25 protein-coding genes are annotated in these 26222 nt (G+C 69.3%); 8 read left to right on the forward strand and 17 right to left on the reverse strand.

The features are described from left to right. Positions 1-158 precede the first annotated feature (158 nt). From AOZ53_RS30775 to AOZ53_RS30785, 3 genes are read left to right on the forward strand one after another with little or no spacing between them, the layout of a single operon-like run. A complete protein-coding gene (locus AOZ53_RS30775) occupies positions 159-1172 on the forward strand; it encodes a Bug family tripartite tricarboxylate transporter substrate binding protein (protein ID WP_054490760.1) in 1014 nt (337 codons plus the stop codon). A 14-nt stretch (positions 1173-1186) separates the two neighbouring features. Then, entirely contained in the window at positions 1187-2122 is a 936-nt protein-coding gene (locus AOZ53_RS30780) for a hydroxyacid dehydrogenase (protein WP_054433129.1), read from the forward strand. 30 nt (positions 2123-2152) lie between these two features. Next, positions 2153-3160: an Ldh family oxidoreductase gene (locus AOZ53_RS30785; RefSeq protein WP_054433128.1), complete on the forward strand. Its 1008-nt coding sequence runs from the start codon at positions 2153-2155 to the stop codon at positions 3158-3160. 76 nt (positions 3161-3236) lie between these two features. Here the strand turns inward: AOZ53_RS30785 and AOZ53_RS30790 are convergent, their stop codons facing one another. The 3 genes from AOZ53_RS30790 to AOZ53_RS30800 all read right to left on the reverse strand — a co-directional run bounded on the left by AOZ53_RS30790 (position 3237) and on the right by AOZ53_RS30800 (position 8858). Beyond that, positions 3237-5927 (reverse strand): Ig domain-containing protein, encoded by a 2691-nt coding sequence (locus AOZ53_RS30790; protein WP_054490763.1) that lies wholly within the window; start codon positions 5925-5927, stop codon positions 3237-3239. Positions 5928-5935: 8 nt separating this feature from the next. After that, the gene (locus tag AOZ53_RS30795) at positions 5936-7477 is read right to left on the reverse strand and encodes a hypothetical protein (protein WP_054460886.1); all 1542 of its coding nucleotides are present in this window, start codon (positions 7475-7477) and stop codon (positions 5936-5938) included. A gap of 481 nt (positions 7478-7958) precedes the next feature. After that, the gene (locus AOZ53_RS30800; RefSeq protein WP_054490765.1) at positions 7959-8858 is read right to left on the reverse strand and encodes an AEC family transporter; all 900 of its coding nucleotides are present in this window, start codon (positions 8856-8858) and stop codon (positions 7959-7961) included. Between the two features lie 117 nt (positions 8859-8975). Between AOZ53_RS30800 and AOZ53_RS30805 the strand changes: the two genes are divergently transcribed. Then, positions 8976-9227 (forward strand): helix-turn-helix domain-containing protein, encoded by a 252-nt coding sequence (locus AOZ53_RS30805; RefSeq protein ID WP_054433124.1) that lies wholly within the window; start codon positions 8976-8978, stop codon positions 9225-9227. On the opposite strand, the gene AOZ53_RS30810 is transcribed toward AOZ53_RS30805, so the two are convergent. Beyond that, on the reverse strand, positions 9217-9756 hold the full coding sequence (locus tag AOZ53_RS30810; RefSeq protein ID WP_054490767.1) for a hypothetical protein: 540 nt from the start codon (positions 9754-9756) through the stop codon (positions 9217-9219). The genes AOZ53_RS30805 and AOZ53_RS30810 overlap by 11 nt on opposite strands. Before the next feature lie 61 nt (positions 9757-9817). On the opposite strand from AOZ53_RS30810, the gene AOZ53_RS30815 reads away from it, so the two are divergent. Genes AOZ53_RS30815 through AOZ53_RS30825 form a run of 3 tightly spaced genes read left to right on the forward strand, consistent with a single transcriptional unit; the run spans position 9818 to position 12875 of the window. Further along, complete coding sequence (locus AOZ53_RS30815) at positions 9818-10711, forward strand: alpha/beta hydrolase (protein WP_054490769.1); 894 nt, start codon at positions 9818-9820, stop codon at positions 10709-10711. A gap of 32 nt (positions 10712-10743) precedes the next feature. Further along, positions 10744-12315: a glutamate--cysteine ligase gene (gene gshA / locus AOZ53_RS30820; RefSeq protein ID WP_054490771.1), complete on the forward strand. Its 1572-nt coding sequence runs from the start codon at positions 10744-10746 to the stop codon at positions 12313-12315. 38 nt (positions 12316-12353) lie between these two features. Continuing rightward, positions 12354-12875, forward strand: a complete 522-nt coding sequence (locus tag AOZ53_RS30825) for a lipocalin family protein (RefSeq protein WP_054433120.1) — start codon at positions 12354-12356, stop codon at positions 12873-12875. Positions 12876-13009: 134 nt separating this feature from the next. Here AOZ53_RS30825 and AOZ53_RS30830 read toward each other — a convergent pair whose 3' ends face one another. The 13 genes from AOZ53_RS30830 to AOZ53_RS30890 form a co-directional block, all read right to left on the reverse strand. Continuing rightward, positions 13010-13954: a M14 family metallopeptidase gene (locus AOZ53_RS30830; RefSeq protein WP_054433119.1), complete on the reverse strand. Its 945-nt coding sequence runs from the start codon at positions 13952-13954 to the stop codon at positions 13010-13012. Between the two features lie 2 nt (positions 13955-13956). Next, entirely contained in the window at positions 13957-14946 is a 990-nt protein-coding gene (locus AOZ53_RS30835; RefSeq protein WP_054433118.1) for a Bug family tripartite tricarboxylate transporter substrate binding protein, read from the reverse strand. A gap of 159 nt (positions 14947-15105) precedes the next feature. Then, complete coding sequence (locus tag AOZ53_RS30840; protein ID WP_054433117.1) at positions 15106-16020, reverse strand: LysR family transcriptional regulator; 915 nt, start codon at positions 16018-16020, stop codon at positions 15106-15108. 25 nt (positions 16021-16045) lie between these two features. Then, positions 16046-16930: an alpha/beta hydrolase gene (locus AOZ53_RS30845; protein WP_054490773.1), complete on the reverse strand. Its 885-nt coding sequence runs from the start codon at positions 16928-16930 to the stop codon at positions 16046-16048. After that, complete coding sequence (locus AOZ53_RS30850; RefSeq protein ID WP_006392587.1) at positions 16923-17684, reverse strand: GntR family transcriptional regulator; 762 nt, start codon at positions 17682-17684, stop codon at positions 16923-16925. Before AOZ53_RS30850 ends, AOZ53_RS30845 begins: the two co-directional genes overlap by 8 nt. An 89-nt stretch (positions 17685-17773) precedes the next feature. Then, positions 17774-18811, reverse strand: a complete 1038-nt coding sequence (locus AOZ53_RS30855) for a carbon-nitrogen hydrolase family protein (protein ID WP_054433115.1) — start codon at positions 18809-18811, stop codon at positions 17774-17776. Positions 18812-18830: 19 nt separating this feature from the next. After that, positions 18831-19523 carry an ABC transporter ATP-binding protein gene (locus AOZ53_RS30860; RefSeq protein WP_054433245.1) on the reverse strand — a complete coding sequence of 231 codons (693 nt, stop codon included), beginning with the start codon at positions 19521-19523 and terminating at the stop codon, positions 18831-18833. Beyond that, complete coding sequence (locus AOZ53_RS30865; RefSeq protein ID WP_054490775.1) at positions 19510-20274, reverse strand: ABC transporter ATP-binding protein; 765 nt, start codon at positions 20272-20274, stop codon at positions 19510-19512. The genes AOZ53_RS30860 and AOZ53_RS30865 overlap by 14 nt, the downstream gene beginning before the upstream one ends. Before the next feature lie 100 nt (positions 20275-20374). After that, on the reverse strand, positions 20375-21361 hold the full coding sequence (locus AOZ53_RS30870; protein WP_054433113.1) for a branched-chain amino acid ABC transporter permease: 987 nt from the start codon (positions 21359-21361) through the stop codon (positions 20375-20377). Beyond that, the gene (locus tag AOZ53_RS30875; RefSeq protein ID WP_006392582.1) at positions 21358-22272 is read right to left on the reverse strand and encodes a branched-chain amino acid ABC transporter permease; all 915 of its coding nucleotides are present in this window, start codon (positions 22270-22272) and stop codon (positions 21358-21360) included. Before AOZ53_RS30875 ends, AOZ53_RS30870 begins: the two co-directional genes overlap by 4 nt. Then, the gene (locus AOZ53_RS30880) at positions 22269-23438 is read right to left on the reverse strand and encodes an ABC transporter substrate-binding protein (protein WP_054433112.1); all 1170 of its coding nucleotides are present in this window, start codon (positions 23436-23438) and stop codon (positions 22269-22271) included. Before AOZ53_RS30880 ends, AOZ53_RS30875 begins: the two co-directional genes overlap by 4 nt. 58 nt (positions 23439-23496) lie before the next feature. Then, positions 23497-24408 carry a fumarylacetoacetate hydrolase family protein gene (locus tag AOZ53_RS30885; protein ID WP_054433111.1) on the reverse strand — a complete coding sequence of 304 codons (912 nt, stop codon included), beginning with the start codon at positions 24406-24408 and terminating at the stop codon, positions 23497-23499. Between the two features lie 91 nt (positions 24409-24499). Further along, positions 24500-25624, reverse strand: coding sequence for a cupin domain-containing protein (locus tag AOZ53_RS30890; RefSeq protein WP_054433110.1), 1125 nt, complete (start codon positions 25622-25624; stop codon positions 24500-24502). Positions 25625-25831: 207 nt separating this feature from the next. On the opposite strand from AOZ53_RS30890, the gene AOZ53_RS30895 reads away from it, so the two are divergent. Next, positions 25832-26092, forward strand: a complete 261-nt coding sequence (locus AOZ53_RS30895) for a hypothetical protein (RefSeq protein ID WP_006392578.1) — start codon at positions 25832-25834, stop codon at positions 26090-26092. Positions 26093-26222 lie beyond the last annotated feature (130 nt).

The following is a 26222-nucleotide window of genomic DNA, read 5'->3' on the forward strand; positions in this document are numbered from 1 at the left end:
GGCGCCTGACGGCGCCCGGCCGGCGCGCCACGCGCGCCGGCCGCCCCCGCAGTTCCTCGCAACACACGCACAAAAGCATGCAGACCCGGGCGCAAGCCGCCACGGCAGCACAGGCGTAAGCATTCCTACCCGGGCGCCACCCCCAAGGAGGAAGACAGATGAATCGCGAGCAACACCCCCCGATCGACGACGCCCAGCGCCGACGCCTGCTCGGCGCGCTGGGCGCCGCCGGCCTCTGTGCGCTGGCCCCATGGCAACAGGCCCTGGCGCAGAAGCGCGCCTGGCCGGAACGCCCCATCAACTACGTGGTGCCCTTCCCGCCCGGCGGCCTGACCGACGTGGCCGCGCGCCAGGTCGGCAAGGCCTTGAGCGACGCCGAACGCTGGAACATCGTGGTCGAGAACCGGCCCGGCGGCAGCGCCAACATCGGCGCGGCCCACGTCTCGCACGCCGCCCCCGACGGCTACACCTGGCTGGCCATCACGCTATCGCACGCCGCCAACGCCACGCTGTTCGCCGGCAAGGCCGGCTACGACCTGACCCGCGACCTGACGCCGGTGGCGGGGCTGGCGTCCTCGCCCATCATGGTGGTGGTCAACGCCAAGAGCCCGATCAAGACCATGGCCGACCTGGCGCGCGCGGCCGCCGCCAAGCCGCTGGCGGCCGGCTCCAGCGGCAACGGCACGCCGCCGCACCTGACCCTGGCGCTGTACCAGAAGCTGACCGGCGCGCCGCTGATGCACGTGCCGTACAAGGGCGGCGCGCCGTCGCTGACCGATCTCATCGGCGGCCACCTGGACGTGGTGTTCTCCAACTACCCCGAGTCGCTGTCGCATGTGAAGAACGGCTCGCTGCGGGCGCTGGCCATCACCACCCGCGAACGCAGCGCCGACCTGCCCGACGTGCCCACGGTGGCGCAGGCCGCCCTGCCCGACCTGATCGTGGAGAACTTCACCGGCGTGATGGCCCCCGCCAGCACACCGCCGGAACTGGTGCAGCGCATCGGCGACGCCATCGTCAAACAGGTGTCGCAACCGGCCATGCAGCAGGCGCTGCTGCAATTGGGCTTCGTGCCGCAGCCACGCGGGCCGGCGGAGTTCGGCGCCTACGTGCGGTCCGAAGTGGATCGCTGGGCCAAGATCATCCGCGACGCCAACATCCAGATCGCCTGACCCCGGAGCCCTTCATGCACGTGCTTATCTCGGAGTTCATGGACGCGCCCGCGGTCGACAGCCTGCGGCAGCGCTTCGACGTGCGCTACGCCCCCGACCTGGTGGAGCAGCGCGACGCCCTGCTGCAAGCCGCCGCCGGGGCCGACGCCCTCATCGTGCGCAACCGCAGCCAGGTGGACGCGGCGCTGCTGGCCGCCGCGCCGCGCCTGCGCGCGGTCGGCCGGCTGGGCGTCGGGCTGGACAACATCGACCTGCCCGGCTGCGCCGCGCGCGGCATCCAGGTGGTGCCGGCCACCGGCGCCAACGCGCGCGCCGTGGCCGAGTACGTCATCGGCACCGTGCTGGCGCTATTGCGCGGCGCCTACGCCGCCAGCGCCGAGGTGGCGGCCGGCGCCTGGCCGCGCGCGGCGCTGTCCCAGGGCCTGGAGGCGCATGGCCGCACGCTGGGGGTGGTCGGCTTCGGCGGCATCGGCCAGTTGACGGCGCGGCTGGCGGCCGGCCTGGGCATGCGCATCGTCGCCTGCGACGCGGCGCTGCCGGCCGCCCATCCGGCCTGGGCCGAGACCGGCGCCACCCGCCTGGAGCTGGACGAGCTGCTGACCCGCGCCGACGCGGTCACCCTGCACGTGCCGCTGAACGCCGACACCCACCGCCTGCTGGATGCCGGCCGCATCGCCCGCATGCGGCCGGGCGCCATCCTGGTCAACACGGCCCGTGGCGGCGTGGTGGACGAAGCCGCCCTGGCGGCGGCGCTGCGCTCGGGCCACCTGCGCGGCGCGGCGCTGGACGTGTTCGAACAGGAGCCGCTGCCCGCCGGCGGCCCCCTGGCCGGCGCGCCCAACCTGATCCTCACCCCCCACATCGCCGGCCTGACACAGGAAGCCAACACCCGCGTTTCCGAGATGGTGGCCGCCGGTGTGACAATAGCGCTTACCGGCGGCGCCCGATGACACGCGGCGCGCCCCCCTGACAGGAAGGATATGGCTCACATCTATCTGGACGAACTTCAACACCTGGCCGCGGCCAGCCTGGCCGCCGCGGGCGCCAACCCGGCCATGGCCGACACCACCGCGCGCGCGCTGGTCTTCGCCGAAAGCCAGGGGCTCAGTTCCCACGGCCTGTCACGGGTGCCGTTCTACGCCGGCCACCTGCGCGCCGGCCGCGCCATCGGCAGCGCCGTGCCGCGCATCGCGCACGAACGCGGCGGCGCGGCGCTGATCGATGCCGGCTCGGGCCTGGCGTTTCCCGCCTGCGCGCTGGCGGTCCAGGAAGCGGCCCGCCGCGCCCGCGAGCACGGCGTGGCCTTTATCGGCGTGGCCAACAGCCACCATTTCGGCGAGGCCGGCTACCACCTGGAAGCCCTGGCCGACGCCGGCCTGGTGGCGCTGGCGCTGAGCAACTCGCCCGCGGCCATGCCGGCCTGGGGCGGAAAGCGTCCGCTATTTGGCACCAATCCCATCGCCGCCGTGTTCCCGCGTCGCGGCGGCGGCCGCATCGTCATCGACCTGTCGCTGTCGCAAGTGGCGCGCGGCAAGCTCATGATCGCCGCGCGCGACAACCAGCCGATCCCGCTGGGCTGGGCGCTGGACGCCGACGGCCAGCCCACCACCGATCCCAAGGCCGGCCTGGCGGGCAGCATGCTGCCCGCCGGCGGCGTCAAGGGCGCGATGCTGGCGCTGATCATCGAACTGCTGGCCTGCGCCCTGACCGGCTCGCACTTCGGTTTCGAGACCGAGTCGTTCTTCGTCGACGAAGGCGGCCCGGCGCGCCTGGGCCAGGCCTTCATGGCCATCGACCCCGGTGCGCTGGCCGGCAACGAGGCCTACCTCGAACGCGTCGAGACGCTGGTGGAAGCCATGCTGGAAGACGACGGCGTGCGCCTGCCCGGCGACCGCCGCCGCAAGCTGCGCGACGAGGCGCTCAAGCACGGCGTGGAAGTCCCCGAAGCGCTGATGACGCAGTTGCGCGCCATGTCGGGCGTGGCCTGACACTTTCCTGGCGGCGCCCCGCGGCCGGACAGGCCGCGGGACGCGGCCCGCGCCCCATCCGCTGCCATGCTGACGGTCACGGGGCCGCAGGCGGCACGATCTCCAGTATGAACAAGGCCGAGGCGAACAAGACGCCATCCAGGGGAAGATCCGAGACATAGACGAAGAACTCGCTCTTCATCTTTTCGTGGGTCGTGCCGGTAATGACGCCCGTGCTGGGATCCATCTTCAGCCCACGGGGCAATCCGCCTCCCGCCACGCGATAGGTGACCGGCCGCCCCGCGGCACTGACGCCTGACACGGGTTGATAGTTGACGGCTTCCCCGGCCTGATACGTTTTCGACGACACCAGGACCGTCGCCGTCGGCAACTGGTACGTCACCAGACCGAAACGGGCCTCGGCCTCATGCGCAGGCGAAGCGCTGTCGGTGACCGTGACGGTGTACCTGGCGTCACTGCTATCGACCTGTTCGACCGTCGGTGTGCCCGAGATGATGCCAGTGGCAGGATCCATCGACAAACCGCTCGGCAATGCGGGCGCCACCGTGTACGTGAGCGCGCTGCCGATACCGCTGGACGCCGTCACCGGCGCGTAAGGCGGGAACACCATGGATATCCGCTGGGGCTTCACCGGCGCATTCATCGTGATGGCGATGCCCGGGTTGGAAGACACGCTCAGCTTGAAGGTGGCCGAGGCCGTCTGCGGGGGGCTGGCGCCATCCGTGACCGTGACGGTGTACTCGGTCTCGGGCGACGGGGCCGTCGCCGTGCCGGTGATCTCGCCGCTGCGCGCATCCATGCCCAGCCCGCTCGGCAAAGCCGGCTGGACGCTGAACTGGGGCAGTCCCAAACCGCCTTCGGCCTTGACCGGGCTTTCCGTGACGGGCTTGCCGACCTCGACCGAGATCGTCGTCGTGCCCACGGCCGTCGCGGTGAGTGCCGGCGCGATCGCCAGGGTGAAGGTGCCGGTCGCCGAATGCGCCGGCGTGGCGCTGTCCGTCACGGTGTAGGTGTACGTCGTGATCGCGGACGGCGCGGTCGCGGCCCCCGTGATGGCGCCGGTTCCCGCATTCATGGCCAGCCCCGTCGGCAACGCCGGCGTCACGGTGTACTGATAAGGACGGACGCCGCCCGAGGTCATCGGCGGGGTGTAGTCGACCGGATCCGTGACCCGATGCTCCTCGCCATGGTTGAACACCGACGTCTTCAGCCCCGCATTGACGGCGAGCGAGAAGGTCGCGGCGGCTTTATGCCCCGCGTCATCGGTGACCGTGACGGTGTAGACCGCCTCTTTGGACTCGCCGGACGCAGCACCGGTGATGACGCCGGTGGCGGCACTCATCGAAAGCCCCGCGGGCAACGTCGGCGCGACCGCGAAATGGCGCGTGCCGACACCGCCAATGGCCGTCACCGGCGTGATGTCGAGCGCGGGGTCGCCAACGACGATGGTTTGCGTGGAGATGACGGTCGTGGCCGCCAGGCCGTCGACGATCTCGAGCGTGAAGTTCGCAGTGACCGGCGGCACCGCCGACACCAACCCATCGACGGACAACGCCACGGTGTAGCTCGTGGCCGGCGCCGCGCTGGAGGCGGATCCCGTGATCACACCGGTTGCCCCGTCCATTGCCAGTCCGGCGGGAAGCGCCGGCGACACGGCGTAGGCGTATGCAAACGCCGAAACCTCGGGCAGCCCGCCCGAGCCGGTGACCGGACGATAGTTGATGGACTCGCCGACCGTGGCGATCTTGTTTCCGTCCACGACTGTCGCGGTGAGCACATCGGCAACGGCGAACGAGAAATTGGCCGTATATGAGTGAGCTATTACGGCACTGTCCGTTACCGTCACCGTGTACGTCGTCCAGGGAGACGCGACCGTGCCGGAGCCGTCGATATTGACCAGGTAAAGCCCCGCATCGGTACGATCCTTCGCCACGCTGACGCTCACGCCAGGAGGCAGCGGCGGCGAGACGGCAGCATGGAACGCGCCGATCCCCCCTCTGACCTGCAACAGGCCTTCGACCATGTTGTATTCATTCAGCATGAAGCCAATACGATCACCGCCGCCAGTGGCGACAAATGCCGGTCCGATGGTCATATCGAACGTGGCGCTGGCGGTATGCGCTGGGGTGGCGGCATCGCTCACCGTGACGGTGTAGGTCGTCTCCGGCGAGTCGACGGTCGCAGTGCCGGACAGGACGCCCGTATCCGTGGAAAAGGCCAGCCCCGCCGGCACGGTCGGCGCGATGGCGTAACTCAGCTTGCCGATGCCGCCGCTGGCGGTCACCGGCACCATGTCGGCAAAGGGCTCGCCGACCAGCCACGTCCCGGCGGCGAGCGTGGCCTTGGCCGACAGCGGCCCGACGACCGTCACCTGATAGCTGCCACTGCCCGACTCGAACGCGGGCAGGTCGGCCGCCTGCGTGGCGGTGACGGTGGCGGTGCCCGCCGCCACCGCGGTGACCGTGCCGTCGGCGGCGACACGCGCGATGGCGTCATCGCTGGAACGGTAGGTGATGGCCCCCTTGCTGGCCGGCTGGTCGCTGCGCGCGGGATTGGCGGCCGTTTCGCCGAGCGTCAGGGTGAGCGCCGGTTGCGCGAAGCTCAGCCTCGGGGTGGCGGTGGCCTTCTCGACGACGACATTGATCACGCTCAGCCGGGATTGCGCGAACGTCGCGCCGGCCCATGACAAGCCCAGGACAAAGCAGGCACCGACCAGGGTATAGAGGACCAGGTCGGAAAGGGTGTGGAGGTATTTTGACATCTTCATCCGGCCGTTCATTTGCGGCCCACGGTGATCTTGACGTTGTAGGTCGCCAGGGTGGCGTCGCTGACACGCACGACGTACTCGTCGGTCTGCGCCGGCACGGGCAACCTGAACAGGTCGACCGAGAGTTGCGCCGGCGCGACCGTGAATTGCGGTGGCGTCGCCACCGCGGCGCCGTTTTTCTGCACGGCCGCCAGCGTCAGCGCGCCACTGCCCACGGCGATGGTCAGGCGCTGGCCATCGGCGCTGACCTTGGCGCCCGGCGGCAGGCCGGCCTTCTCGATGAAGACTTCCTGCACGCCGGTGCGGTCGACCTTGGCCAGGAACGTCTGCGGAATGCGGTCGGGCCGCGTGACGGCCTTGTCCAGCAGGCGCTCGCCGGTGTACTGCTGCAGCGATTCGCGCATGGCCAGCGAGCTGCCGTCGGCCGTATAGCGCGACGGCGAGATCAGCTTCATCAGGTCGACGTAGACCATGACCGTCTTGCTGTTGAGCGCGCCATCGCGCCCGCGCGACATGCCGAACGACAGACGCGCCTTGTCGCCCGACAGGCTGGCGACCAGGTCGCGTGACACGCCGGTCGATACGCGCATGTCGAACAGGTAGTCCTTGTAGACCGCGAACTTCACGCCGCCGGACAGATAGGGACGGTGGCGGCTCTCGACCGAGCCGTCGCCCATCGGGTAGCGTTCGTGTTCCAGGCCGAGCGAGGTGCTGAGCACGAGCGAAGAGAACGGCGCGTATTGCAGGTCCACGCTGGCGCCGAACAAGCGGCCCGTGGAGATGCGGCGCGGGTCGTACAGCACGCGGGTGTAGTTGGCGTAGTCCTCGACCACCGTGCGGCTCGACAGGTCGTTCGGGCTGTGGGCGCGCGCGCCCCACGCGGATGCGCCCAGCGCATGCAGTCCCAGCCCCGATTCCGGTGCGAACAGGCGGCGCGCCGCCACGATGCCCGCCAACTGGGTGACCGGCACGCGCGCGCTGCCGGAATCGAAATCGAACGACGGCCTGCCCTTCATCAGCGACACCGCGGCGTCGAATTCGTATTGCTTGCTGGCGTCGACGAAAATGCCGCGGCCGATCAGTTCGCGCTGGTATTCACCGAGCTGCATGCTCGCGCCAAGCGCGAAACGATCGGTGATGAGCCGGGAGTATTCGATGCGGCCGATCGGCGCGTTGTCCATGGCGCCGCCGCCGACCCTGAAACGCGAATCGGGCGTGGACAGCGCGAAGGAATCCCGCCCCAGCGACAGGGTGCCGTCGCCCACGGGCACGGTCAGGTTCGCATTCGACGCGCCCATGCGCGTGTCGGACGCCGCGGCCATCATGGGATTGCCGCGGGCATCGCGCCGCGCCTGCTCGGCCCGCGCGGATTCCTGCAGGAACGAAGCGAAGGCCCGTTCGAGTTCGCGCTTGTCGCCGGCTTGCGGCGCCGGCAAGTCGGGCAACCCGGCCGCCTTGGCGGGCGTGGGCGAGGCGAAAGCCGCGGCCAGCGCCAGCAGCAGCGCCCGCATGCCGTAGCAGGACAGGGCCCCGCCACGGGCGACAGGCATCTTGCCAGGAGACGATTCCGTATTGGGATGGGCCGCGCGATGGGCGATGGATTTCCGCAAGGGAACGGGCTGAGGCATTTTGATATTTCCAACATCGGCCGCGGCAATGTCGCCGGAACCTGAATCACGAGGGATGCGTTGATTCTAGGTACCAGGAAGGGGCGAAATGACCGCGCGGCCGACGCACAAAATTAAGTGAGTGAATCGACCACCACGGTCAATTGGATAAGCAAAATATCTGAATGCCTGCGGCGAAAGAAGCGCGCGCCATCCAGAATCGGACGGCCGGAATGCGCAGTCCTCAAAGGGCGGAAATCGGGGTGGAAAAATGACACGAGGCATCACATGCCGGCGGCGCGGACCGCATGAGCGCACGCAAAAAAACGCGGCCGCCGTTGCCCGGCGCCGCGCGGTGGCGACCCCGCCAGGCCGGGCGCCCGATTGCCGGCCTGCGCGAGGCTCTTGCCAGAGTGAACAGGCCCTATGGGCCGGCGTGGCTGAACCAGAGCATCAGCGGCGCCAGCAGCAGGAAAACCACCGTCGACACCAGCACCGCGCCGGCGGCGGTGTCGCCCATGTCCGTGTAGCGCTTGGCGTACATGTAGCTGACCACGGCGCATGGCATCGCCATCTGCAGCGTCAGCGCGCCGGCCAGCACCGGTTCCAGGTCGAGGACCCAGACGATCGCCAGGCCCGCGGCCAGGCCGGTCACCAGGCGCATCACCGCCACCTTGGCGCCGTCGCGCAGGCCGTTGGCCGGGATCAGCGCCAGCGCGTGGCCCAGGCTCAGCAGCATCAGCGGCACCGTTACCGCGCCCAGCATGCGCGCGGTCTCGATCAGCCAGGCCGGCACCGGGATGTGCAGCAGGCGCATGGCGACGGCCACCACCGAGGCCAGCAGGATCGGACTTTTCCAGCTGCCCTTGGTATTGACGCCGGGCAGCAGCCGCACCGCGATGGTGTGCATGACAAAGGAGTTGACGGCGAAGAACGCCACCGCCACCGACAGGCCGGCATCGCCGAACGCCAGTTGCGAGATCGGCAGGCCGAGGTTGCCGGCGTTGGGCAGGAAGGCCGTCGGCAGCAGCGTGCGCACCGGCAGGCGGCCCAGCTTGAGCAGCAGGGCGCAGGCCAGCGCGCACAGCAACAGCGCCAGCAGCGTGGCGGCCGCCACGTCGGCCAGCGCGCGGTCGTCCAGGTGGGTGGTGACGAAGGTGTGGAACACCAGCGCCGGCGTGGTCACGGACGTGACCAGCGTGGTGATGAAGGCGCCGCCGAACGGCAGGTCGCGCTTGCCCCAAAAGACGCCGATGCCGACGCACGACAACAGCGGCAACATCAGCACGATGGCCGACAAATAGAACTGCGCGATGGCCAGCATCCGTTTATTCCGTCAGAGATTCAAAGGGTGATACGCAACGGCATCGTCGCTTGTCCACGGCCGATCGCCGGCCGGAACATGGGTTGTCTTTTGCCAGGAACCCGCGTCCCCGCCGTCATGTCCGCCGCCCCCATTGTCGTCGCCCCGCTTGCACCGCCCAGCGTCCGGCTGTCGCCGCGCGAATCGGCTTCGCTGCACTGGAGCGCCGCCGGCAAGACCAGCTGGGAAACCGCCCGCATCCTGGACATCAGCGAAAGCACCGTCAATTTCCATCTGCGCAACGCCTGCCGCAAGCTGCAGGTGCGCGGCCGCCGCGCCGCGGTGGCGGTGGCGATCCGGCGGGGGCTGCTGTACTCCGTCACGGCTTGACGACGACCGACCTCAGGAATTCACGGGCCCGTTCCTCGGGCAGGCTGGCTTCGGTGCCCGCCGCCACCGCCTCGATCAGCATGGCGTCGGTCACCCACACCCGCGCCCGCAGCCAGCCGGGCTTGCCCATGGCCTTGCCCTGCACGTCGATGTCCTGCCCATAGGGCGGCCACGCGGTGGGCGGCGGCGCCTGCATGTTGACGTACAGCGAGCGCATCAGCGCCATGCCCAGCGCCTGCCGGGCCACGGGGTCCGCCGCGATCTCCGGCGGCAGCGGCGCCGACCCGATCGCGAACACCGCTTCGCCCACGGTGGCCGTGGCCAGGGTGAACGACAGCGTATGGGTGTCCAGTCGCAGCTGGCGGGTCTCGGTCTGCACCCGGTCCGGGAATGCCGCCCGCACCCGGCCGTCCGCCACGTCCACTTCGCGCCAGTTGTAACGGGGCGAGCAGGCGCTGACCAGCAGGGCCATCACAAGAATCAGGCCGGCTTTCTTGAACATGAAACGAAACAGCGATGAAATCGTCATTACCGTAAAGACCCCACGGTCTTTTCATTTCGAGGACAGCCCCAAATTGTCGCCGATTTCGATGACCCCAGCGCCCGACGGCACGCCCCTGGCCAATTATGTCTGGCCCGCCGCCCCGAATGTGCCCCCGCCGATCATCGGCCCCGGCACGCCCGGCATCTACCTGCTGCATGGCCTGAGCGAGCATGCCGGGCGCTATGACCGGCTGGCGCGCTGGCTGACCGCGCGCGGCTGGACGGTGGGCGCCCATGACCACCGCGGCCATGGCCGCTCCGGCGGCCGGCCGGCCACCCTGGCGCACCAGGAGGACCTGGTGACCGACGCCGTGGCGCGCCTGGCCGACTGGACCGCCGTCCACGGCCGCCCGCCGATCCTGCTGGGCCACAGCCTGGGCGCCCTGGTGGCGGTGCGGATCGCCCTGCAGCGGCTGGCCCAGATCGACGCACTGGTGCTCAGTTCGCCGCCGTTCGTGGTCAACGTGCCGCCGTGGGTGCGCCGCACCCTGACCTGGATGTCGCTGCACGCGCCCGACCTGCGGGTGCCCCATGGCCTGGCGCCAGCCCGCATCTCGCACGACCGGGCGGTGGTCAAGGCCTACCGGTCCGACCCGCTGGTGCGGCGCAGCATGACGGGCCGGCTGGCCCGGTTCGTCGATGACGGCGGCCGCGATTCCCTGCGGGAGGCCCATCTGCTGTCCTGCCGCACCCTGCTGATGGTGGCCGGCGACGACTCCATCGTGGCGGCCGAGGGCAGCCGCCAGTTCGCCCAGCGCGCGCCCGCCGAATTGCTGACATTGCGCTGGTACGACACCGCCTGGCACGAGATTTTCAACGAAACCGCCCCCATCGCCGACCCGGTCTACGCCGACCTGGACGAGTGGCTGGCGCGCACCGCCGCGCAATTGTCCCTGTCCCCAGTACTGGCTCCCTCGGCAGAGGAGGCCAGCACCCCGTAAAATCCGGCGACAGACCCCATCGAGAAGATTCCGTGACTGATACCGCCGCCCAACGCCTCGCCCGCCTAGAGGCCAACCGCTCGCTCCTGACCCAGACCCTGCGGGGTATCGAAAAAGAAGGCCTGCGCGTCGACGAGCAAGGCATCCTGGCCCGCACGCCGCACCCGGCCGGGCTTGGTTCCGCGCTGACCAACGAACACGTCACCACCGACTATTCGGAATCGCTGCTCGAACTGATCACCGGCACGCACGACAACGTCGAGGCCCTGCTGGCCGAATTGACCGCCACCCACCGCCACGTCTACAGCGTGCTGGACCACGAGCTGATCTGGAACCAGTCGATGCCGGCCACCCTGCCGGGCGAGGCCGACATTCCCATCGCCTGGTACGGCACCTCCAACACGGGCATGCTCAAGCACGTCTATCGCCGCGGCCTGGCCGAGCGCTACGGCAAGACCATGCAGTGCATCGCCGGCGTCCACTACAACTTCTCGCTGCCCGAGGCGCTGTGGTCGGTGCTCGACACCCAGCCCGGCACCGACCAGGACCGCCGCTCGCGCGGCTACATCGGCCTGATCCGCAACTTCACGCGCTATTCCTGGCTGCTGATGTACCTGTTCGGCGCGGCGCCGGCGCTTTCCCGCGACTTCCTGCGCGATGGCGAACACGGCCTGCAGCACCTGGGCCAGCACACCCTGTATCTGCCCCACGCCACCAGCCTGCGCATGAGCGACCTGGGTTATCAGAACAAGGCCCAGTCGCAGCTCAAGCTCTGCTACAACGATCTCGATACCTTCCTCGGCCGCCTGTACGACGCGGTCACGCAACCGTGGCCCGACTACCAGAAGATCGGCACGCATCGCAACGGCGAATGGATCCAGCTCAACACCAACGTGCTGCAGATCGAAAACGAGTACTACTCGAGCATCCGCCCCAAGCGCGCCACCGGCCGCTGCGAACGCCCGATCACCGCGCTGGCCGAGCGCGGGGTGCAATACGTGGAAGTGCGCTGCCTGGACATCAATCCCGAATCGCCGGTCGGCATCGATGCCGACACCAGCCGTTTCGTCGACGCCTTCCTGCTGTTCTGCGCCGCCTCCGACAGCCCCTTCTTCCCCGCCAGCGGCTACTGTCAGCGCAGCGCCGACAACTTCTCCACCGTGGTCAAGGAAGGCCGCAAGCCCGGCCTGCAGCTGGACCGCGACGGCAAGGCCATCGGCCTGGCGCAGTGGGGCCAGGAACTGCTGGACCAGATCGCGCCCTACGCGGCCCTGTACGACTCGGCCCTGGGCGGCAGCGCCTACGCCGACAGCCTGGCCGCGCAGCGCGCCAAGCTGGGCCAGCCCGATGCCACGCCGTCCGCGCGCCTGCTGGCCGCGCTGACGGCCAGCGGCGAATCGTTCCACGACTTTTCGCTGCGCCAGAGCCGCGAACACGCGCAAGCCCTGCGCGCCCAGCCGCTGCCGGCGGACGTGGCGGCCGAATACCGCCAGGGCGCGCTCGACTCCAGCGCCGAACAGCTGCGCCTGGAGCAGTCCGACGACGTCGATTTCGACACCTATGTCGCCCGCTATCACGCCGCGCTGAAGGCCCCGCGCAAATAAGGCGTATCGTTAGGGTTTTGGATCAGGAGACTATCCCCATGCGCCGCATCGCAACATTATTGCTGGCCCTGGCCGCCAGCGCGGCGGGGATCTCCCACGCCGCGCCGCCGCCCATGCAAACCGTGGAGTCGGTCGACCTGAAGCGCTATGCCGGCATGTGGTACGAGATCGCCAACTTCCCGATGTTCTTCCAGCGCAACTGCGTTGGCGACACCACCGCTGAATACACCCTGCACCCCGACGGCACCGTCGGGGTCAACAACCGCTGCCGCACCAAGGACGGCGACGTCGACTCGGCCTCGGGCACCGCCACGGTGGTCCAAGGCAGCAACAACGCCAAGCTCGAGGTCTCGTTCTTCAAGCCGATCAAGGGCGACTACTGGGTGATCGGGCTGGACCCGGACTACCGCTGGGCCGTGGTCGGCACCCCCGACCGCAAGTACCTGTGGATCCTGTCGCGCTCGCCGCAACTGCCCAAGGAAGACCTGGACCGCGCCCTGGCCGCCGCGACGGCGCAGGGTTACCAGCTCGACGAATTGCGCTACACGCCGCAGAAGTGATGGCGGCATGACCGGCCCCCGGGACGCAACGCCCGCGGGCCATGCCACGCGGCCCGCGGCCGCGTGGCCGGCGCGGCGATCACGCCGCGCCCACGATCCGCGTCACGCCGTCCGCGTCGCTCCCTCCACGACATTCAGCCCGCGTAGTCGCGCGCCAATCGCACCACCGTCACGCCCGGCTTGAGCTGGCGCAGCGACGGCATCACCAGCGTGCAGCGGTCATAGGGCGAGACGATCGCCCGGCCATCGGCCCAGCCGATCACCGACCCCGCCTTCTCCAGCGTCTCCAGGCCCTGCCAGGGCTGCGCGAAGGTCACATCCATCGACGGCGCCACCACGGCGTCGGTCACTTCCAGCACGCGTTGCGCGGTGGCGTCGGGCCGCAGCCAGCCGGCCGGGATGTCGGCGGCATCCACCACATCCGAAGCGACCAGCATGCGCGCCACCATGTCGCGCGCGACGTCGCGCGCCGCCGGGTCGCCGTGGAAACCGCATTCGATCAGCAACGCGCAGGCCGCATCGCGCGCCGGGTCGCCGAACTGCGCGAAGTCGCGCATGCGCACGCCGTCCTTGTGGCCGGCGTCCACGATCACGTGCTGCGGCGCCTTCAGGCGCCGCGCCAGGGCGATGTTGCGCGGCAGGACGCCGGTCAGCAGCAGCGGCGCGCCGGGCTCGTGCATCGAGTGCAGATCCAGCAGCCAGTCGGCGCGCTCGACCCACGGACGCAGTTGCGCCGCGCGCCGGCGGTCGCTGCTGGTGGGCTGATCCAGGCGCTCGGCGCTCCAGACGCGGTTCATGTCCTCGTCGACGAAGCGCGAGGCGTCATGCCTCGCCAGGTCGAAACGGTCGAACGCCGGCAGGTTGCAGAACGCCAGCGTCAGCCGGCCGCGGCGCGGGCGCAGGCCCGCCGCCAGCAGGTCCTTCAGGGCCCAGGCGCCGCACAGCTCGTTGCCGTGCACCAGCGCGGACAGCATCAGCGCGCGGCCGGGCAGACCCGAGTCGAAATGCCAGACGCCCGGCGTGTCGGTGTTGCCCAGGCGCTCGGCGGCGAGGTCGGGAACGGGCAGCGTGAAATCCATGATCACTGCGCCTCGATCTTGGCCGCCTTGACCAGCGCGCCGTACTTGCGCGTCTCGGCGGCCTGCGAGGCCACCGGATCCAGGCCCGGCTGCGCCAGCACGCCGCCGGCCTCCAGCATCTTGGCGCGGAACTGTTCCGACTTGAGCGTATCGGCCAGCGCCTCGCGCAGCTTGGCGGCCACCGGCTCCGGCAGGCCGGCCGGGCCGTACAGCGAGAACGTGATGCTGAGGTCGACCGCCTCGAACCCCGGCGTCTCGGCCAGCGCCGGGATGTCAGGCGCCACCGCCGAACGCTTGGGCTGCGTCACGCCCAGCGCCACGATCTTGTCGGCGCGCACTTGCGGCAGGCCCGAGGACAACACCAGCACGCCGAAATCCAGCTGGCCGCTCATCAGGTCGGTCACCAGCGGCGACACGCCCCGGTACGGGACATGTTCCGCGCGCGTATTGGTCTCCTGGTTGATCATCTCGCCGGCCAGGTGCAGCGTGGTGCCGACGCCCGACGAGCCGTAATTGAAACTGCCCGGCGCGGTGGCGCGCAGCTTCTGCAGGTACTCGGCGGCGCTCTTCACGCCGGAATTCTTGCTGGCCGCCAGCATCATGGGCTGCGTGGCGATCACGCCCAGGGCGGTGAAGTCCTTGGCGCCGTCGTACTTGACGGCGTTGTTGATCATGCGGGCGACCACCATTTCATTGGTCGAGCCCAGCAGCAGCGTGTAGCCGTCCGGCGTGGCGCGGGCCACGCGCTGCGCACCGATGGTGCCGCCGGCGCCGCCGGCGTTCTCGACCACCACGCTCTGGCCGATGCGCTTGGCCAGTTCCTCGCCGAACAGGCGCGCGGTCAGATCGACGCTGCCGCCGGCCGGATAGCCGACGATCAGCGAAACCGGATGGTCGGGATAACCGGCGGCGATGGCCGGCGAGGCGATCAACGCGGCGGCGGCACAGAGCGCGGCCGACGCGCCGCGCAAGGCGTGCGGAACGGATTTCATGAGTTTCTCCCTGGGGTGCTGAGGCGGACGGCGGCGCCGTCTCGTTCGAGTTTCGGGAGACATTCTGCGCGTGGGCGGGCGGCATGACGTGCCGAGTCGGCACATTGCCGTGCTAATTCAGCTCGCCAAATCCACCCGCGCGGACACCGATGGGCCGCGTCAAGCCTTGCGATTGGCGGTGGCTTCCCAGGCCGCCTCGGCCAGCTCGGCCAGCCGCGCCCGCGAGCGGTACAGCCGCACCTCGAAGGCGATCTCGTCGCTGCGCCCGCCCAGCGACACCAGCGTGCCGCGACGGCAGTCGGCCGCCACCATCGACCACGGCAGCCAGGCCACGCCCAGGCCCTTGAGCGCCGCGCCATGCGCGGCATCGAGCGAATCGATGCGCACGAACGGCGTCAGCGCGTAGGGTGTGGATTCGAGCCGGTCGCCCAGGATGCGCTCCATCGACAGGCCGCCGGCGTAAGTGATCAGCGGCACCGGATGGCCGCCCTCGCCCAGCACATAGCGGGCGCGGCCGCGGCCGTCGGCCTGGCTCACCGGCACCAGCTTGTCGGTGCCCAGGGTCATGTAGCGGTAGCGCACCGGGTTGAGCTGCATCGACAGGGCCGGATGCTCGTAGCAGCACAGCAGGTCGACCTTGCCCTGCTCCAGCCGCATGGCCATGTCTTCCATCTTGCCGGTGGAGATCTCCAGCTGCGTGCCTTCGACCAGCACCTTCGGCGCGCGATGGCGCAGCCGCGCGATCCAGTCGCCCACCACGGTGCGCGACAGGCTGCGGCCGGTGGCGATGCGCAGCACCGCCTCGCCGCCCGCGCCGGAACTGCGGATGCGGTGGCGCACCAGCCCCATCTGCTCGACCACCTGGGTGGCGGTCTTGAGCAGGGCCTCGCCCTCGGCGGTCAGCGTCACCGGCACGCGCTGGCGCTCCACCAGCGGCGCGCCGGCCCAGGCCTCGAGGGCGCGGATGCGGCGCCCGAAGGCCGGATGCGTGACGTGCCGCGCCTCGGCGGCGCGCACGAAGCTGCCGCTCTGCGCCAGCGCGATCAGGTCTTCGAGCAGCTTCAGGTCGGCCATGGCGCGCCCGCCTCCGTGAACGCGCTCAGGCTTGCGCCAGGCCCATCATCGCCATGGTGGCGCGGGTCAGGTCGCTGGCCGGATCCTCCAGCTCGTTCACCAGGTCGAAGTGATTGCAATGCGGCGTCTGGATACGCGTGGCCTGCAGGCCGGCGCCGGTCCAGGCGCGCTCGAAGGCCTCGGTCTGGTTCTTGAAACCCTGCGTCTCCAGGCCGCCGACGGCCAGCAGCATGGGGCCGGCGCGCTCGGGCAGGTTGAAGATCGGGCTGTGGCGCGCCGCCTGCTCCGGCGTCAGCTGCAACCAGGTGTTGGGCAGGACGTCGCACAGCGGCCGCAGGTCGAACAGGCCGCTCAGCGCCAGCGTACCCTTGACCACGTCGTCCGGCACGCCGTAGCTCGCCGGCCAGGCGGGCGCGGCCAGCATCGCGGCCAGGTGGCCGCCGGCCGAGCTGCCGCCGACGTAGATGCGCTCGGGATCGACGCCGTGGGCCGCCGCGTTGTGATACAGCCAGGCCAGCGCCGAGCGCATCTCGCGCACGATTTCCGGCAGCGTTGCTTCGGGCGCCAGCGTGTATTCCGGCACCGCCACCGCCGCGCCGGCCGCGTTGAAGGCCTCGGCCATCACCGGCGCGTCTTCCTTGCGCTGCGCGCGCCAGTAGCCGCCATGGATGAACACGAACAGCGGCGCCGGGCCGCGGTTCGCCGCCGGCAGGAACAGGTCCAGCCGCTCGTCCTGGCCCATGCCGTAACGCAGGTTCAGCAGGCCGGGACGGCGCGACTTCACCGCGGCGGCCGACTCGGCGTAGCGGCGCACGCAGGCGTCGAAGTCCGCCACCGACTCGCGGGCGTTGTATTGCACCTCGCGCTCGGCGATGGTGGGGAAAAAGAGATCGATGTCCGCGTCACGCATGAATGGCCTGCCTGTCGTCCTGGGAAATGATGTGTTCGATGAACTGCGCCGTCTTGCGGTAATGCGCCGCCAGCATCGCCACCGAGCGCTCGACGTCGCGCGACAGCGCGGCATCGAGCAGCTGGCGGTGCTCGTCGTCGACATTGCGTTCGGGGCCGTAGGCGGTGGCGCCGGCGCGCGCCGGACGCCGGTAGCGCTCGGTCTGCGCGTACAGCTGCGTGGACAGGTCCAGCAGCCAGTGCGAGCGGCAGGCGCCGATCAGCGCGTGGTGGAAGTCCAGGTGGCGCGCCTCGAGCGATTCCTCCAGCTCCTGGCTGGGCGGCACGGCCTCGCCGGCGCGCTGCGCGGCCAGCGTCAGCGCGTGGTAGGCGCCGACCAGCCGCGCCTCCCAGGCGTCATCGGCGTTGGCCAGCGAGCGCCGCAGCGCGTCGCAATCGATCAGGATGCGGGTTTCGCAGGCGTCCCACATTTCCTCGACCGACAGCGGCGCGATGCGAAAGCCGCGCGAGGTGGTGGTGATCACCATGCGTTCGCTGCGCAGCCGGTTCAGGGCTTCGCGGATCGGGGAAAAGCTGCTGCCGTAGCGTTGCTTGAGCAATTCCAGGCGCAGCGACTGGCCCGGCGCGAACGCGCCGCTCATGATGTCGCGCCGGAGCAGGCGGTAGACCTGCTCGGACAGCGTGATTTCCTCTACCTCGGCGTTCCCGTCGGCTCCGGGCTCGTCCTGGCGGGAAGCTTTGATTCTTGGCTTCAACTTGCTCTCCAGATGTCAGCGGCCGGATGGCCGGCCCCGGGGCCAGCCGGCGCTCAGGCGGCCCATTCTACCCGCCGGCCCGGCCCTGCTCACCCGCGCGCCTCGCGCGCCGTTTCCGGCTGCGGATCGAGGTCCCAGCCCGCCTCGTCGCCGGCAGGTCCGTCCTGGTCGTCATAGCGCGCCGCCTGCAGCGGCCGCCGGTTCACGCGCAGGTCGAACACGTCGAAGCGGTTGTAGTGGCCGACGATGTCGTGCATCTGGCGCGGCTGGATGCAGCGCGACAGGTCGATGTCGGCGTAGACGATGCCTTCGTCGTCGATCAGCGGTTCGCCGATGACGCGGCCGTCCGGCCCCAATATTCCCGAAAACGCGCTGTTGCGGCGCGCCAGCATCTCGCGCGCTTCCGGATGGCTGGCGCTGATGGCGTCCTGGATCTCGGTGGAGATGGTCGAGCACGACACCACCGTGAACACCTTGCCCTCGAACGAGTGGGCCGCCGCCCGCAGGCGGATGGCCTCGGCCATGTCGTAGTCGGGCGGCGCCACCGGCAGCGAGATATAGCTGGCGACGTGCACCATCTCGCCCTGCGCCAGCAGCGAGAAGCGCGCCAGCGTGTTGGTGTTCTCGCCGCAGGCCAGGCCGCCGAGCTTGCCGACGGACGTGTCATACACGCGCAGCGACTCGCCGTCGCCGTGGGCCCAGGTCAGCTTCTCGGCCCAGGTCGGCACCAGCTTGCGGTGGCGGCCCAGGACGCGGCCCTCTTCGTTGATGAAGACCATGGTGTTGTAGATCGTGCCGACGCCATGGCGGCTGCGCTCGTTCACGCCCACCACCACGTTGACGCGGTGCTGGCGCGCGGCCTGGGCGATGCGGCGGATCTCCGGCCCCGGCAGTTCGATGGCGCTCTTGCAGAGCTTTTCGAACCACGGGCTGCCCTGCACCGGGTTCATCACCCAGCTCCAGTAGGGATAGGCCGAGACGAACACCTCGGGAAAGGCCACCAGGCTGGCGCCGTTGCCGGCGGCCTCGGCGATCAGCGCGCAAGTCTTGTCGACGGTGGCGTCGGTGTCCAGGAACACCGGGGCGGCCTGGACGGCGGCGGCCTTGAAAACGGGCAGGTTCAACATGCGTGTGCTCCTATTGCGGTCAGATGCCGAGATAACGTTGCGCCAGGTCGGGCTGCGCGGACAGTTCCACGGGCGCGCCCGACCAGGCCACCCGGCCCTTGTCGACGATGTAGTGACGATCCACCAGCGTCGCCATCTCGGGCAGGTTCTTGTCGATCACCAGGATGGTCTGGCCCTCGGCCTTCAGCGCCCGCAGGCAACGCCAGATTTCCTGGCGGATCAGCGGGGCCAGCCCTTCGGTGGCCTCGTCCAGGATCAGCAGCTTGGGATTGGTCATGAGCGCGCGGCCGACCACCAGCATCTGCTGCTCGCCGCCCGACAGCGTGCGCGACGACTGCGCGCGGCGCTCTTTCAGGCGCGGGAACAGCGCGTAGACCCGCGCCAGGTCCCAGCCGCCAGGCGCGGCGCGCGAGGTCGCCACCAGGTTCTCTTCCACCGACAGCGAGCCGAACACGCGCCGCCCTTCCGGCACCAGCCCCACGCCCAGCCGCGCCACTACGCTGGGCGCGGGCCGCGACAGCGTCTGGCCGCGGAACTGGACCTGCCCGCCGGTGGCCGGCAGCATGCCCATCAGCGTCTTGATGGTGGTGGTCTTGCCCATGCCGTTGCGGCCGATCAACGAGATCACCTCGCCCTCGGCGGCCTCGAAGGCCATGCCGAACAGCACCTTGCTCGACCCGTAGCCGCCGGTCAGGCCCTCAACCTTCAACATGTTCTTCTCCCAGGTAGGCGGCGCGCACTTCCGGATGGCGCCGCACCTCGTCGGGCGCGCCGCTGAACACCACCTTGCCGTAGACCAGCACGCTGATGCGGTCGGCCAGCGCGAACACCGCGTCCATGTCGTGCTCGACCAGCAGGATGCCGTAGTCGCCCTTCATGCCCAGCAGCAGGCGCGTCATGCGCGCCGATTCCTCCGGCCCCATGCCGGCCATGGGCTCGTCCAGCAGCAGCAGGCGCGGCGAACGCGCCAGGGCCACCGCCAGTTCCAGCTGGCGCTTCTCGCCGTGCGCCAGGTCGGCGGTGCGCACATGGCGCCGGTCCGCCAGGCCGACGTGGGTCAGCCATTGCATCGCCTGCGCCTTCAGGCCCGCGTCGCGGCGCGGATCGGACCAGGCGCCAAAGGCGCGGCCGCCCTTGAGCATGCTGGACAGGATGACGTTTTCCAACGCGGTGTATTCCTGGCACAGCTCGGTGATCTGGAACGAGCGGCCCAGCCCCAGGCGGGCGCGTTCGAAGGCGCGCAGCGCCGTCACGTCGCGCCCGTCCAGTTCGATGACGCCCGAGTCGGGCCGGATCTCGCCGCAGATCTGCGCGATCAGCGTCGATTTGCCGGCGCCGTTCGGGCCGATGATGGCGTGGATCTCGCCGGCGCGCACGTCCAGGTCGACGCCGTTGGTGGCCACCACCGCGTCGAAGGCCTTGCGCAGCTGCGTCAGGCGCAGCAGGGTTTTCGTCTCGTTCATTCCTGGTGTCGGCTTACTATCGGGATGCCACGGATCCGGCTCCGCCGGTCCGTCGGCATGCCCCCTGGAGGGGGAAGCGCGAAGCGCCTCGGGGGTGGGCTCAATCCGCATGGCGCGTCTCCAACAGGCGGCCGAACAGGCCCTTCTGGCCCCACAGCACCACCAGCACCAGCACCGGCCCCATGTACAGCAGCCAATGTTCGGTCAGCGACGACAGCAGCTGCTCCAGCCCCAGGAACACCGCCGCGCCCGCGATCGGGCCCAGCAGCGTGCCCACGCCGCCAAGGATGACGATCGCCATCAGCTCGCCCGACTTGGTCCAGGCCGCCATGTCCGGCGTCACCAGTCCGGCATAGTTGGCCCACAGCACGCCCGCCAGCCCCGTGCCCACCGCCGACAGCACGAAGGCGCTCAGGCGGTACGGCGTGGGCGCCACGCCCAGGTTGATGGCGCGCCGCTCGCTCTGGCGCAGCGCCTGCAGCACCATGCCGAAGCGCGAGTTGGTAATGCGGATGCACAGCAGCGTCCAGGCCGTCAGCAGCGCCAGGCAGACGTAGTAGAACGTCAGCGGGTTCTCCAGGTTCAGGCCCGGCAGCACGTTGCGCTGCGAGATCATCAGGCCGTCGTCGCCGCCGTAGAACTGCAGCGACACCAGGATGAAGTACACCATCTGCCCGAACGCCAGCGTGATCATGATGAACTGCACGCCGCGCGTGCGCAGCGCCAGGTAGCCGAACAGCCAGCCCGCCAGCGCGCACACCGCCATGGCGATCGGCCACACCACCAGCGCGGCGTTGCTGCCGGCCCAGCCGAACAACGGGCCGGCTTCGGTGGTGTGGAAGGCGATGATGCCCACCGCATAGCCGCCCAGCCCGAAGAACATCGCGTGGCCGAAGCTGACCATGGCGCCATAGCCGATCACCAGGTCCAGGCTGACCGCGGCCAGGCCGTAGATCAGGAAGCGCGTCACCACGCCGATCAGGAAAGGCGTGTCGGTGGCCGCCGCCGCGCCCGGCAGCGCCAGCAGCAGGATCAACCCGGCCAGCCCCCAGCGCGCGCGATTCGAAAGTGTCTTTGCCATCATCATCCTCGCGCCGGGAACAGCCCGCCCGGCTTGGCGATCAGCACGATCGCCATCAACACATAGATACTGGCCGAGGCCAGGCCCGCCGCCAGCGGATCCGCCGTGGCCGGCGAGAACACCGCGCCCAGCAACTGCGGCAGGAAGGCCCGCCCCATGCTGTCGACCATGCCGACCAGCAGCGCGCCCGCCAGCGCGCCGCGCACCGAGCCCACGCCGCCGATCACGATGACCACGAAGGTGGTGATCAGGATGCGCTCGCCCATGCCGATCTCGACGGCCAGCAACGGCGCCGCCATCACGCCCGCCAGTCCGCACAGCAGCGCGCCCAGGCCGAACACCAGGGTGTAGAGCTTCTTGATGTCCACGCCCAGCGCATCGACCATTTCACGGTCGTCGGCGCCGGCGCGGATCAGCATGCCGATGCGGGTGCGGTTCACCAGCCACCACAGTCCCACCGCCACCAGCGCGCCGACCGCGATGAACGACAGCCGGATCAACGGATACTGGAACCCCGGCGCCAGCGTCACCGCGCCCTCCAGGAACGACGGGATGCCCACCAGCGGCGGCCGCCGGCCGAAGATCAGGCTGACCGCCTCGTTCGAGAACAGCAGCAGGCCGAAGGTGGCCAGCACCTGGTACAGGTGGTCGCGCTTGTACAGCTTGCGGATCACCAGCACCTCCACCGACAGGCCGTACAGCCCCGCCCCCAGCAACGCCGCCAGCACGCCCGCCAGGAACGAGCCGGTGGTGCCGATGGCGTAGGCCGCGCAGTACGCGCCCACCATGTAGAACGAACCGTGGGTCAGGTTCACCACGCCCATGATCCCGAAGATCAGGGTCAGCCCGGCGGCGAGCAGGAACAGCATCGCGCCGAACTGCAGCCCGTTGAGCAACTGTTCGAAGAGCAATGTCATGACGGCATCTTGCAGAATTGGGCGTAGGCGTCCTTGTCATCGGACACCAGCTTGCGCACCAGGCGCGGCGACAGGCCGCCGTCGGCGTCCTTGTCGATGCGCATCAGGTACAGGTCCTGCACCGGATGCTGGTTGGTGTTCATGCTGAACTTGCCGCGCAGCGAGGCGAACTCGGGCTTGCGCAGCGCGGCGCGGAACTCGGCCTGGCGCGACAGATCGCCGCCGGTGGCCTTCAGGCCGACGCCGATCAGCTGCGCCGTGTCATAGGCCTGCATGGCGTAATCGGTGGGCACGCGGCCATAGGCTTCCTTGAACGCCTGCACGAAGGCTTTGGACTGCGGATTGTCGAAGTCCTGCGACCAGATACCGGTGATGTAGGCGCCCTGCGCCGCGTCGCCGGTGGCCTTGATCATGCGCGCATCCATCGAGAAGCTCGGCATCAGCATGGGCACGGTCTTGTTCAGGCCGGCCGCGGCGTACTGCTTGACGAAGTTGATGCCGGTGCCGCCCGGATGGAACTGGTAGACGGCGTCGGGCGCCAGCGACCGCACCCGCGCCAGCTCGACCGAGAAGTCCGACTGGTCCAGCTTGGTGTAGATCTCGGCCACCACCTCGCCCTTGTAGGTGCGCTTGAAACCCTCGATGGCGTCGCGCCCGGCCTGGTAGTTCGGCGCTAGCAGCGCCACGCGCTTGTAGCCCAGCTCGTTGGCGGCCACGCCGCCCGCGGTGTGAAAGGCATCGTTCTGGTACGAGGCCACGAAATAGTTCGGGTCGCACTTCTCGCCGGCGAAGCTCGACGGGCCGGGGTTCAGGCTGACGTAGAACGCGCCCGACTTGACCACGCCCGGCGCCACCGCCGCCAGCACGTTGGAAAAGTTCACGCCAGTGAACAGCTTGATGCCCGACTGCAGCATGCGGTCGGCCGCCTGCTTGGCATTGGCCGGCTTGAGGCCGTCGTCCTCGATCACCAGCTGCACCGGCACGCCGCCCAGCTTGCCGCCGCCCTGCTTGATCGCCAGATTGAAGGCGTCGCGCTCGTCCTCGCCGATGTAGCCGGCAGGCGTCGACAGCGTGGCGATGAAGCCGATCTTGACCGGCTCCGCGGCGTGCGCGATGCCCCCCAGCGTCCAGGCCAGGCCCGCCGCCAACATGGTTTGCTTGATCATTGTTTTCCCCTTGGAGACCGCCGCGCCCGCCGTCTCGTGGCGGGCGCTGGAATTTCGCCTAGACCGCCACCACCGGATGCCGCAGCGTGCCGATGCCTTCGACGCACGCCACCACCACGTCGCCCGGCCACAGCCACTCCTGCGGCTTGCGGCCCGCGCCCACGCCCTCGGGCGTGCCGGTGGCGATGATGTCGCCCGGCTCCAGCGTGATGCCGGCGCTGATGTCCGAGATCAGGAACGGCACCTTGAACAGCATGTGGCGCGTGTTCGAGCCCTGCTTCTTCTCGCCGTTGACCGTCAGCCACAGGTCCAGCACCTGCGGATCGGGGATCTCGTCGGCCGTGACGATGCAGGGGCCGAACGGCGCGTAGGTGTCCTGGCCCTTGGAATAGATCCATTGGCCGGCGCGGCGGCAGTCGCGCGCGCTCATGTCCAGCATCACGCTGTAGCCGAACACGTACGACAGCGCATCGGCCTCGGCCACGCGCGTGGCGCGGCGGCCCATGATCACCGCCAGTTCGACTTCCCAGTCCAGCTGTTGGGTGATCTTGGCGTTGTGCTCGATGGCGTCTCCCGGGCCGATCACGGTGGTGGGCGGCTTGGAGAAGATCACCGGCTGCTTGGGCAGGTCGGCCGAGGTATCGAGCGTGCGGCTCGATTCCGCCACGTGCTCGACGTAGTTCAGGCCGATGCCGAAGATGTTCTTGCGCGGACGCGGAATCGGCGCCAGCAGCTTGACGTTCTCCTGCGGCAGCGCGGCGCCCACGGGCCAGGCGCCGCGGTACGACTCCATCAGCTTCGAGGCCTGCGCCACGGCCACGGGGCCGAGGTCGATGAAGGCCAGCATGTCGTCCGGCAGCGCCACGCCGCCGGCCTGCCCCAGCAGGGCTAGGTCGATCACATAGCCTTCGGCCAGCGCGCCCAGGCGGGCGGCGGCGGCGGGATGGGCGCGAAAAGTTACCAAGCGCATAGGAACTCCAGGAAATTCAAGACGAGTTGAGACAGGCGCCCGGCCTGCGCCGGGCGGCGGATGAAAATTCAGTGGGGGTTGGCGCCAGCCGCTAGATCAGTTTCTGGTGGCCGTCGTTGTCCTTGACCGCTTCCTCGCGGTAGAGCGCCAGCGATCGCATCACCGGCAGGTCGTTGAAGCAGAACAGGCAGGCGTCGTCGTTGGACGACAGGTTGGCGTGCTCGTGCACGGCCCACGACGGCACACAGAAGATGTCGCGCTCGGTCCAGTCGTAGCGCTTGCCGTCGATGACCGAAAAGCCGCTGCCCTTGGCCACCTGGTAGAGGAAGCTGCCGGTGTGGCGGTGGGCCTTGGTGTGCTCGCCCGGGCGCAGCAGCTGCATGCTGGCGCCGATGGTCGGCATGACCGGACCGCCGGTGGCCGGATTGACGTACTCCATCAGGATGCCGTCATAGGGGCTGCCCGCCGACACCCTAGCGTGACGGCGCAGCGCTTCGTAGGTGGGCTCCCATTCGTACTTGAACAGCGGCGAATACGGCTTGGTCCAGCCCGTCGTCTGCGGCCGCAACGCCGCGCTGCCCCACAGCGCGCTGGTGTCGTCCACCGGGTGGGTCACGGTCTGGTTCAGGTCGGGATGCACGGCGTAGAAGCCGGCCTCGAACGCGTTGACCAGCGGAATGTCCAGGCCGTCCTGCCAGATGCAGGTGGTGCCGTCCTCGGCCACGCCGTGCTCGTGCCAGGTGCCGTTGGGCGTCAGCACGAAGTCGTTCGCGCCCAGCGTCATCTTGTGGCCGTCCACCACCGTGAACGCGCCCTTGCCTTCCATGATGAAGCGCAGCGCCGAATGCGAATGCTTGTGCGCCGACGCCAGCTCGCCCGGCCGCATCACCTGCAGGCCCGAATACAGCCAGCCGACCGCGGCGGCGACGTCGCGCCGGCCCGGGTTGTTCAGGTAGATCACGCGGCGGCCCGCTTCCTCGGGCGACACCAGCTCGGCCGAGCGCAACACATGGCCGCGCAGTTCCTGGTAGCGCCAGACCACCGGCACCGACGCCGAGCGCGGCGCCCACGGCTCGATCTTGTTGGCCACCGTCCAGAGCGCGCCGGTCTCGAGCCGCGCCAGCTCCTTGTAGTAGGCAATGCGCTCCGGCGAGTCCGCCACATTGGCGCGGCCGGCGGTGTCTTCCCGATAGGCGTCGTACCTGTTCGCTTCCATCCCTTGCCTCTTTTTTATAAAAATCAGAAGATTTTCGAAAATATTAGAGGCGAGCAGGCATTTGGGCAATCTTTGCGCGCTAGGGGTTTTCCTGGAGCGACTGCCCCATCCCGAAAATATTTGTGGAACAACGAAAAACACTGTACAAAAACACAGTGAAACATGCTACATTTCGCTCGCCCGCACAACGTCGTCCAGGAGACTCCTGTGTCCGAAGCCGCTCAAATCGCCCAGACCCACGTCGTCCAATACATCGTCATTCCCTACCGCGCCGCCGCCAATGGCGTCGCCCCCGGCGAAATCCGCCCCGCCAGCAGCGAGTTCGGCGCCATCCGCATCGCCAACTCCATGGCCTCCAAGTTTGCCGGCGTGGCCGCCTACGAGGTCATGATCGACAAGGAGACCGGCGACATGGAATCGCCGCGCATCCTCGCGCAGATCGGCACCGTGCCGTCGCTCGACGACTGAGCGCCGCGCGCAAAGCAAAACGCCGCCGGCATCTGCATGTCGGCGGCGCACATGCCGCTTCGGGGAGCTCATCCCACACAGGGTTGGGGTGAGCGGACTGAGAGTGGAGCTAGGGAGGTGGCCGCTTTTT

The sequence above is a fragment of the Achromobacter sp. 2789STDY5608621 genome, from assembly GCF_001299375.1.
GTDB lineage: Bacteria > Pseudomonadota > Gammaproteobacteria > Burkholderiales > Burkholderiaceae_B > Achromobacter > Achromobacter insuavis.

Bases quoted from the DNA above. Each gene is read 5' to 3' on its own strand.
- AOZ53_RS30775 (WP_054490760.1), top strand. From the start codon at position 159: ATGAATCGCGAGCAACACCCCCCGATCGACGACGCCCAGCGCCGACGC.
- AOZ53_RS30845 (WP_054490773.1), bottom strand. From the start codon at position 16,930: ATGCGTGACGCGGACATCGATCTCTTTTTCCCCACCATCGCCGAGCGC.
- AOZ53_RS30815 (WP_054490769.1), top strand. From the start codon at position 9,818: ATGACCCCAGCGCCCGACGGCACGCCCCTGGCCAATTATGTCTGGCCC.
- AOZ53_RS30810 (WP_054490767.1), bottom strand. From the start codon at position 9,756: ATGACGATTTCATCGCTGTTTCGTTTCATGTTCAAGAAAGCCGGCCTG.
- AOZ53_RS30780 (WP_054433129.1), top strand. From the start codon at position 1,187: ATGCACGTGCTTATCTCGGAGTTCATGGACGCGCCCGCGGTCGACAGC.
- AOZ53_RS30835 (WP_054433118.1), bottom strand. From the start codon at position 14,946: ATGAAATCCGTTCCGCACGCCTTGCGCGGCGCGTCGGCCGCGCTCTGT.
- AOZ53_RS30880 (WP_054433112.1), bottom strand. From the start codon at position 23,438: ATGATCAAGCAAACCATGTTGGCGGCGGGCCTGGCCTGGACGCTGGGG.
- AOZ53_RS30790 (WP_054490763.1), bottom strand. From the start codon at position 5,927: ATGAAGATGTCAAAATACCTCCACACCCTTTCCGACCTGGTCCTCTAT.
- AOZ53_RS30830 (WP_054433119.1), bottom strand. From the start codon at position 13,954: ATGGATTTCACGCTGCCCGTTCCCGACCTCGCCGCCGAGCGCCTGGGC.
- AOZ53_RS30840 (WP_054433117.1), bottom strand. From the start codon at position 16,020: ATGGCCGACCTGAAGCTGCTCGAAGACCTGATCGCGCTGGCGCAGAGC.
- AOZ53_RS30875 (WP_006392582.1), bottom strand. From the start codon at position 22,272: ATGACATTGCTCTTCGAACAGTTGCTCAACGGGCTGCAGTTCGGCGCG.
- AOZ53_RS30870 (WP_054433113.1), bottom strand. From the start codon at position 21,361: ATGATGATGGCAAAGACACTTTCGAATCGCGCGCGCTGGGGGCTGGCC.
- AOZ53_RS30805 (WP_054433124.1), top strand. From the start codon at position 8,976: ATGTCCGCCGCCCCCATTGTCGTCGCCCCGCTTGCACCGCCCAGCGTC.
- AOZ53_RS30860 (WP_054433245.1), bottom strand. From the start codon at position 19,523: ATGTTGAAGGTTGAGGGCCTGACCGGCGGCTACGGGTCGAGCAAGGTG.
- AOZ53_RS30890 (WP_054433110.1), bottom strand. From the start codon at position 25,624: ATGGAAGCGAACAGGTACGACGCCTATCGGGAAGACACCGCCGGCCGC.
- AOZ53_RS30885 (WP_054433111.1), bottom strand. From the start codon at position 24,408: ATGCGCTTGGTAACTTTTCGCGCCCATCCCGCCGCCGCCGCCCGCCTG.
- AOZ53_RS30855 (WP_054433115.1), bottom strand. From the start codon at position 18,811: ATGTTGAACCTGCCCGTTTTCAAGGCCGCCGCCGTCCAGGCCGCCCCG.
- AOZ53_RS30865 (WP_054490775.1), bottom strand. From the start codon at position 20,274: ATGAACGAGACGAAAACCCTGCTGCGCCTGACGCAGCTGCGCAAGGCC.
- AOZ53_RS30825 (WP_054433120.1), top strand. From the start codon at position 12,354: ATGCGCCGCATCGCAACATTATTGCTGGCCCTGGCCGCCAGCGCGGCG.
- AOZ53_RS30800 (WP_054490765.1), bottom strand. From the start codon at position 8,858: ATGCTGGCCATCGCGCAGTTCTATTTGTCGGCCATCGTGCTGATGTTG.
- AOZ53_RS30785 (WP_054433128.1), top strand. From the start codon at position 2,153: ATGGCTCACATCTATCTGGACGAACTTCAACACCTGGCCGCGGCCAGC.
- AOZ53_RS30795 (WP_054460886.1), bottom strand. From the start codon at position 7,477: ATGCCTGTCGCCCGTGGCGGGGCCCTGTCCTGCTACGGCATGCGGGCG.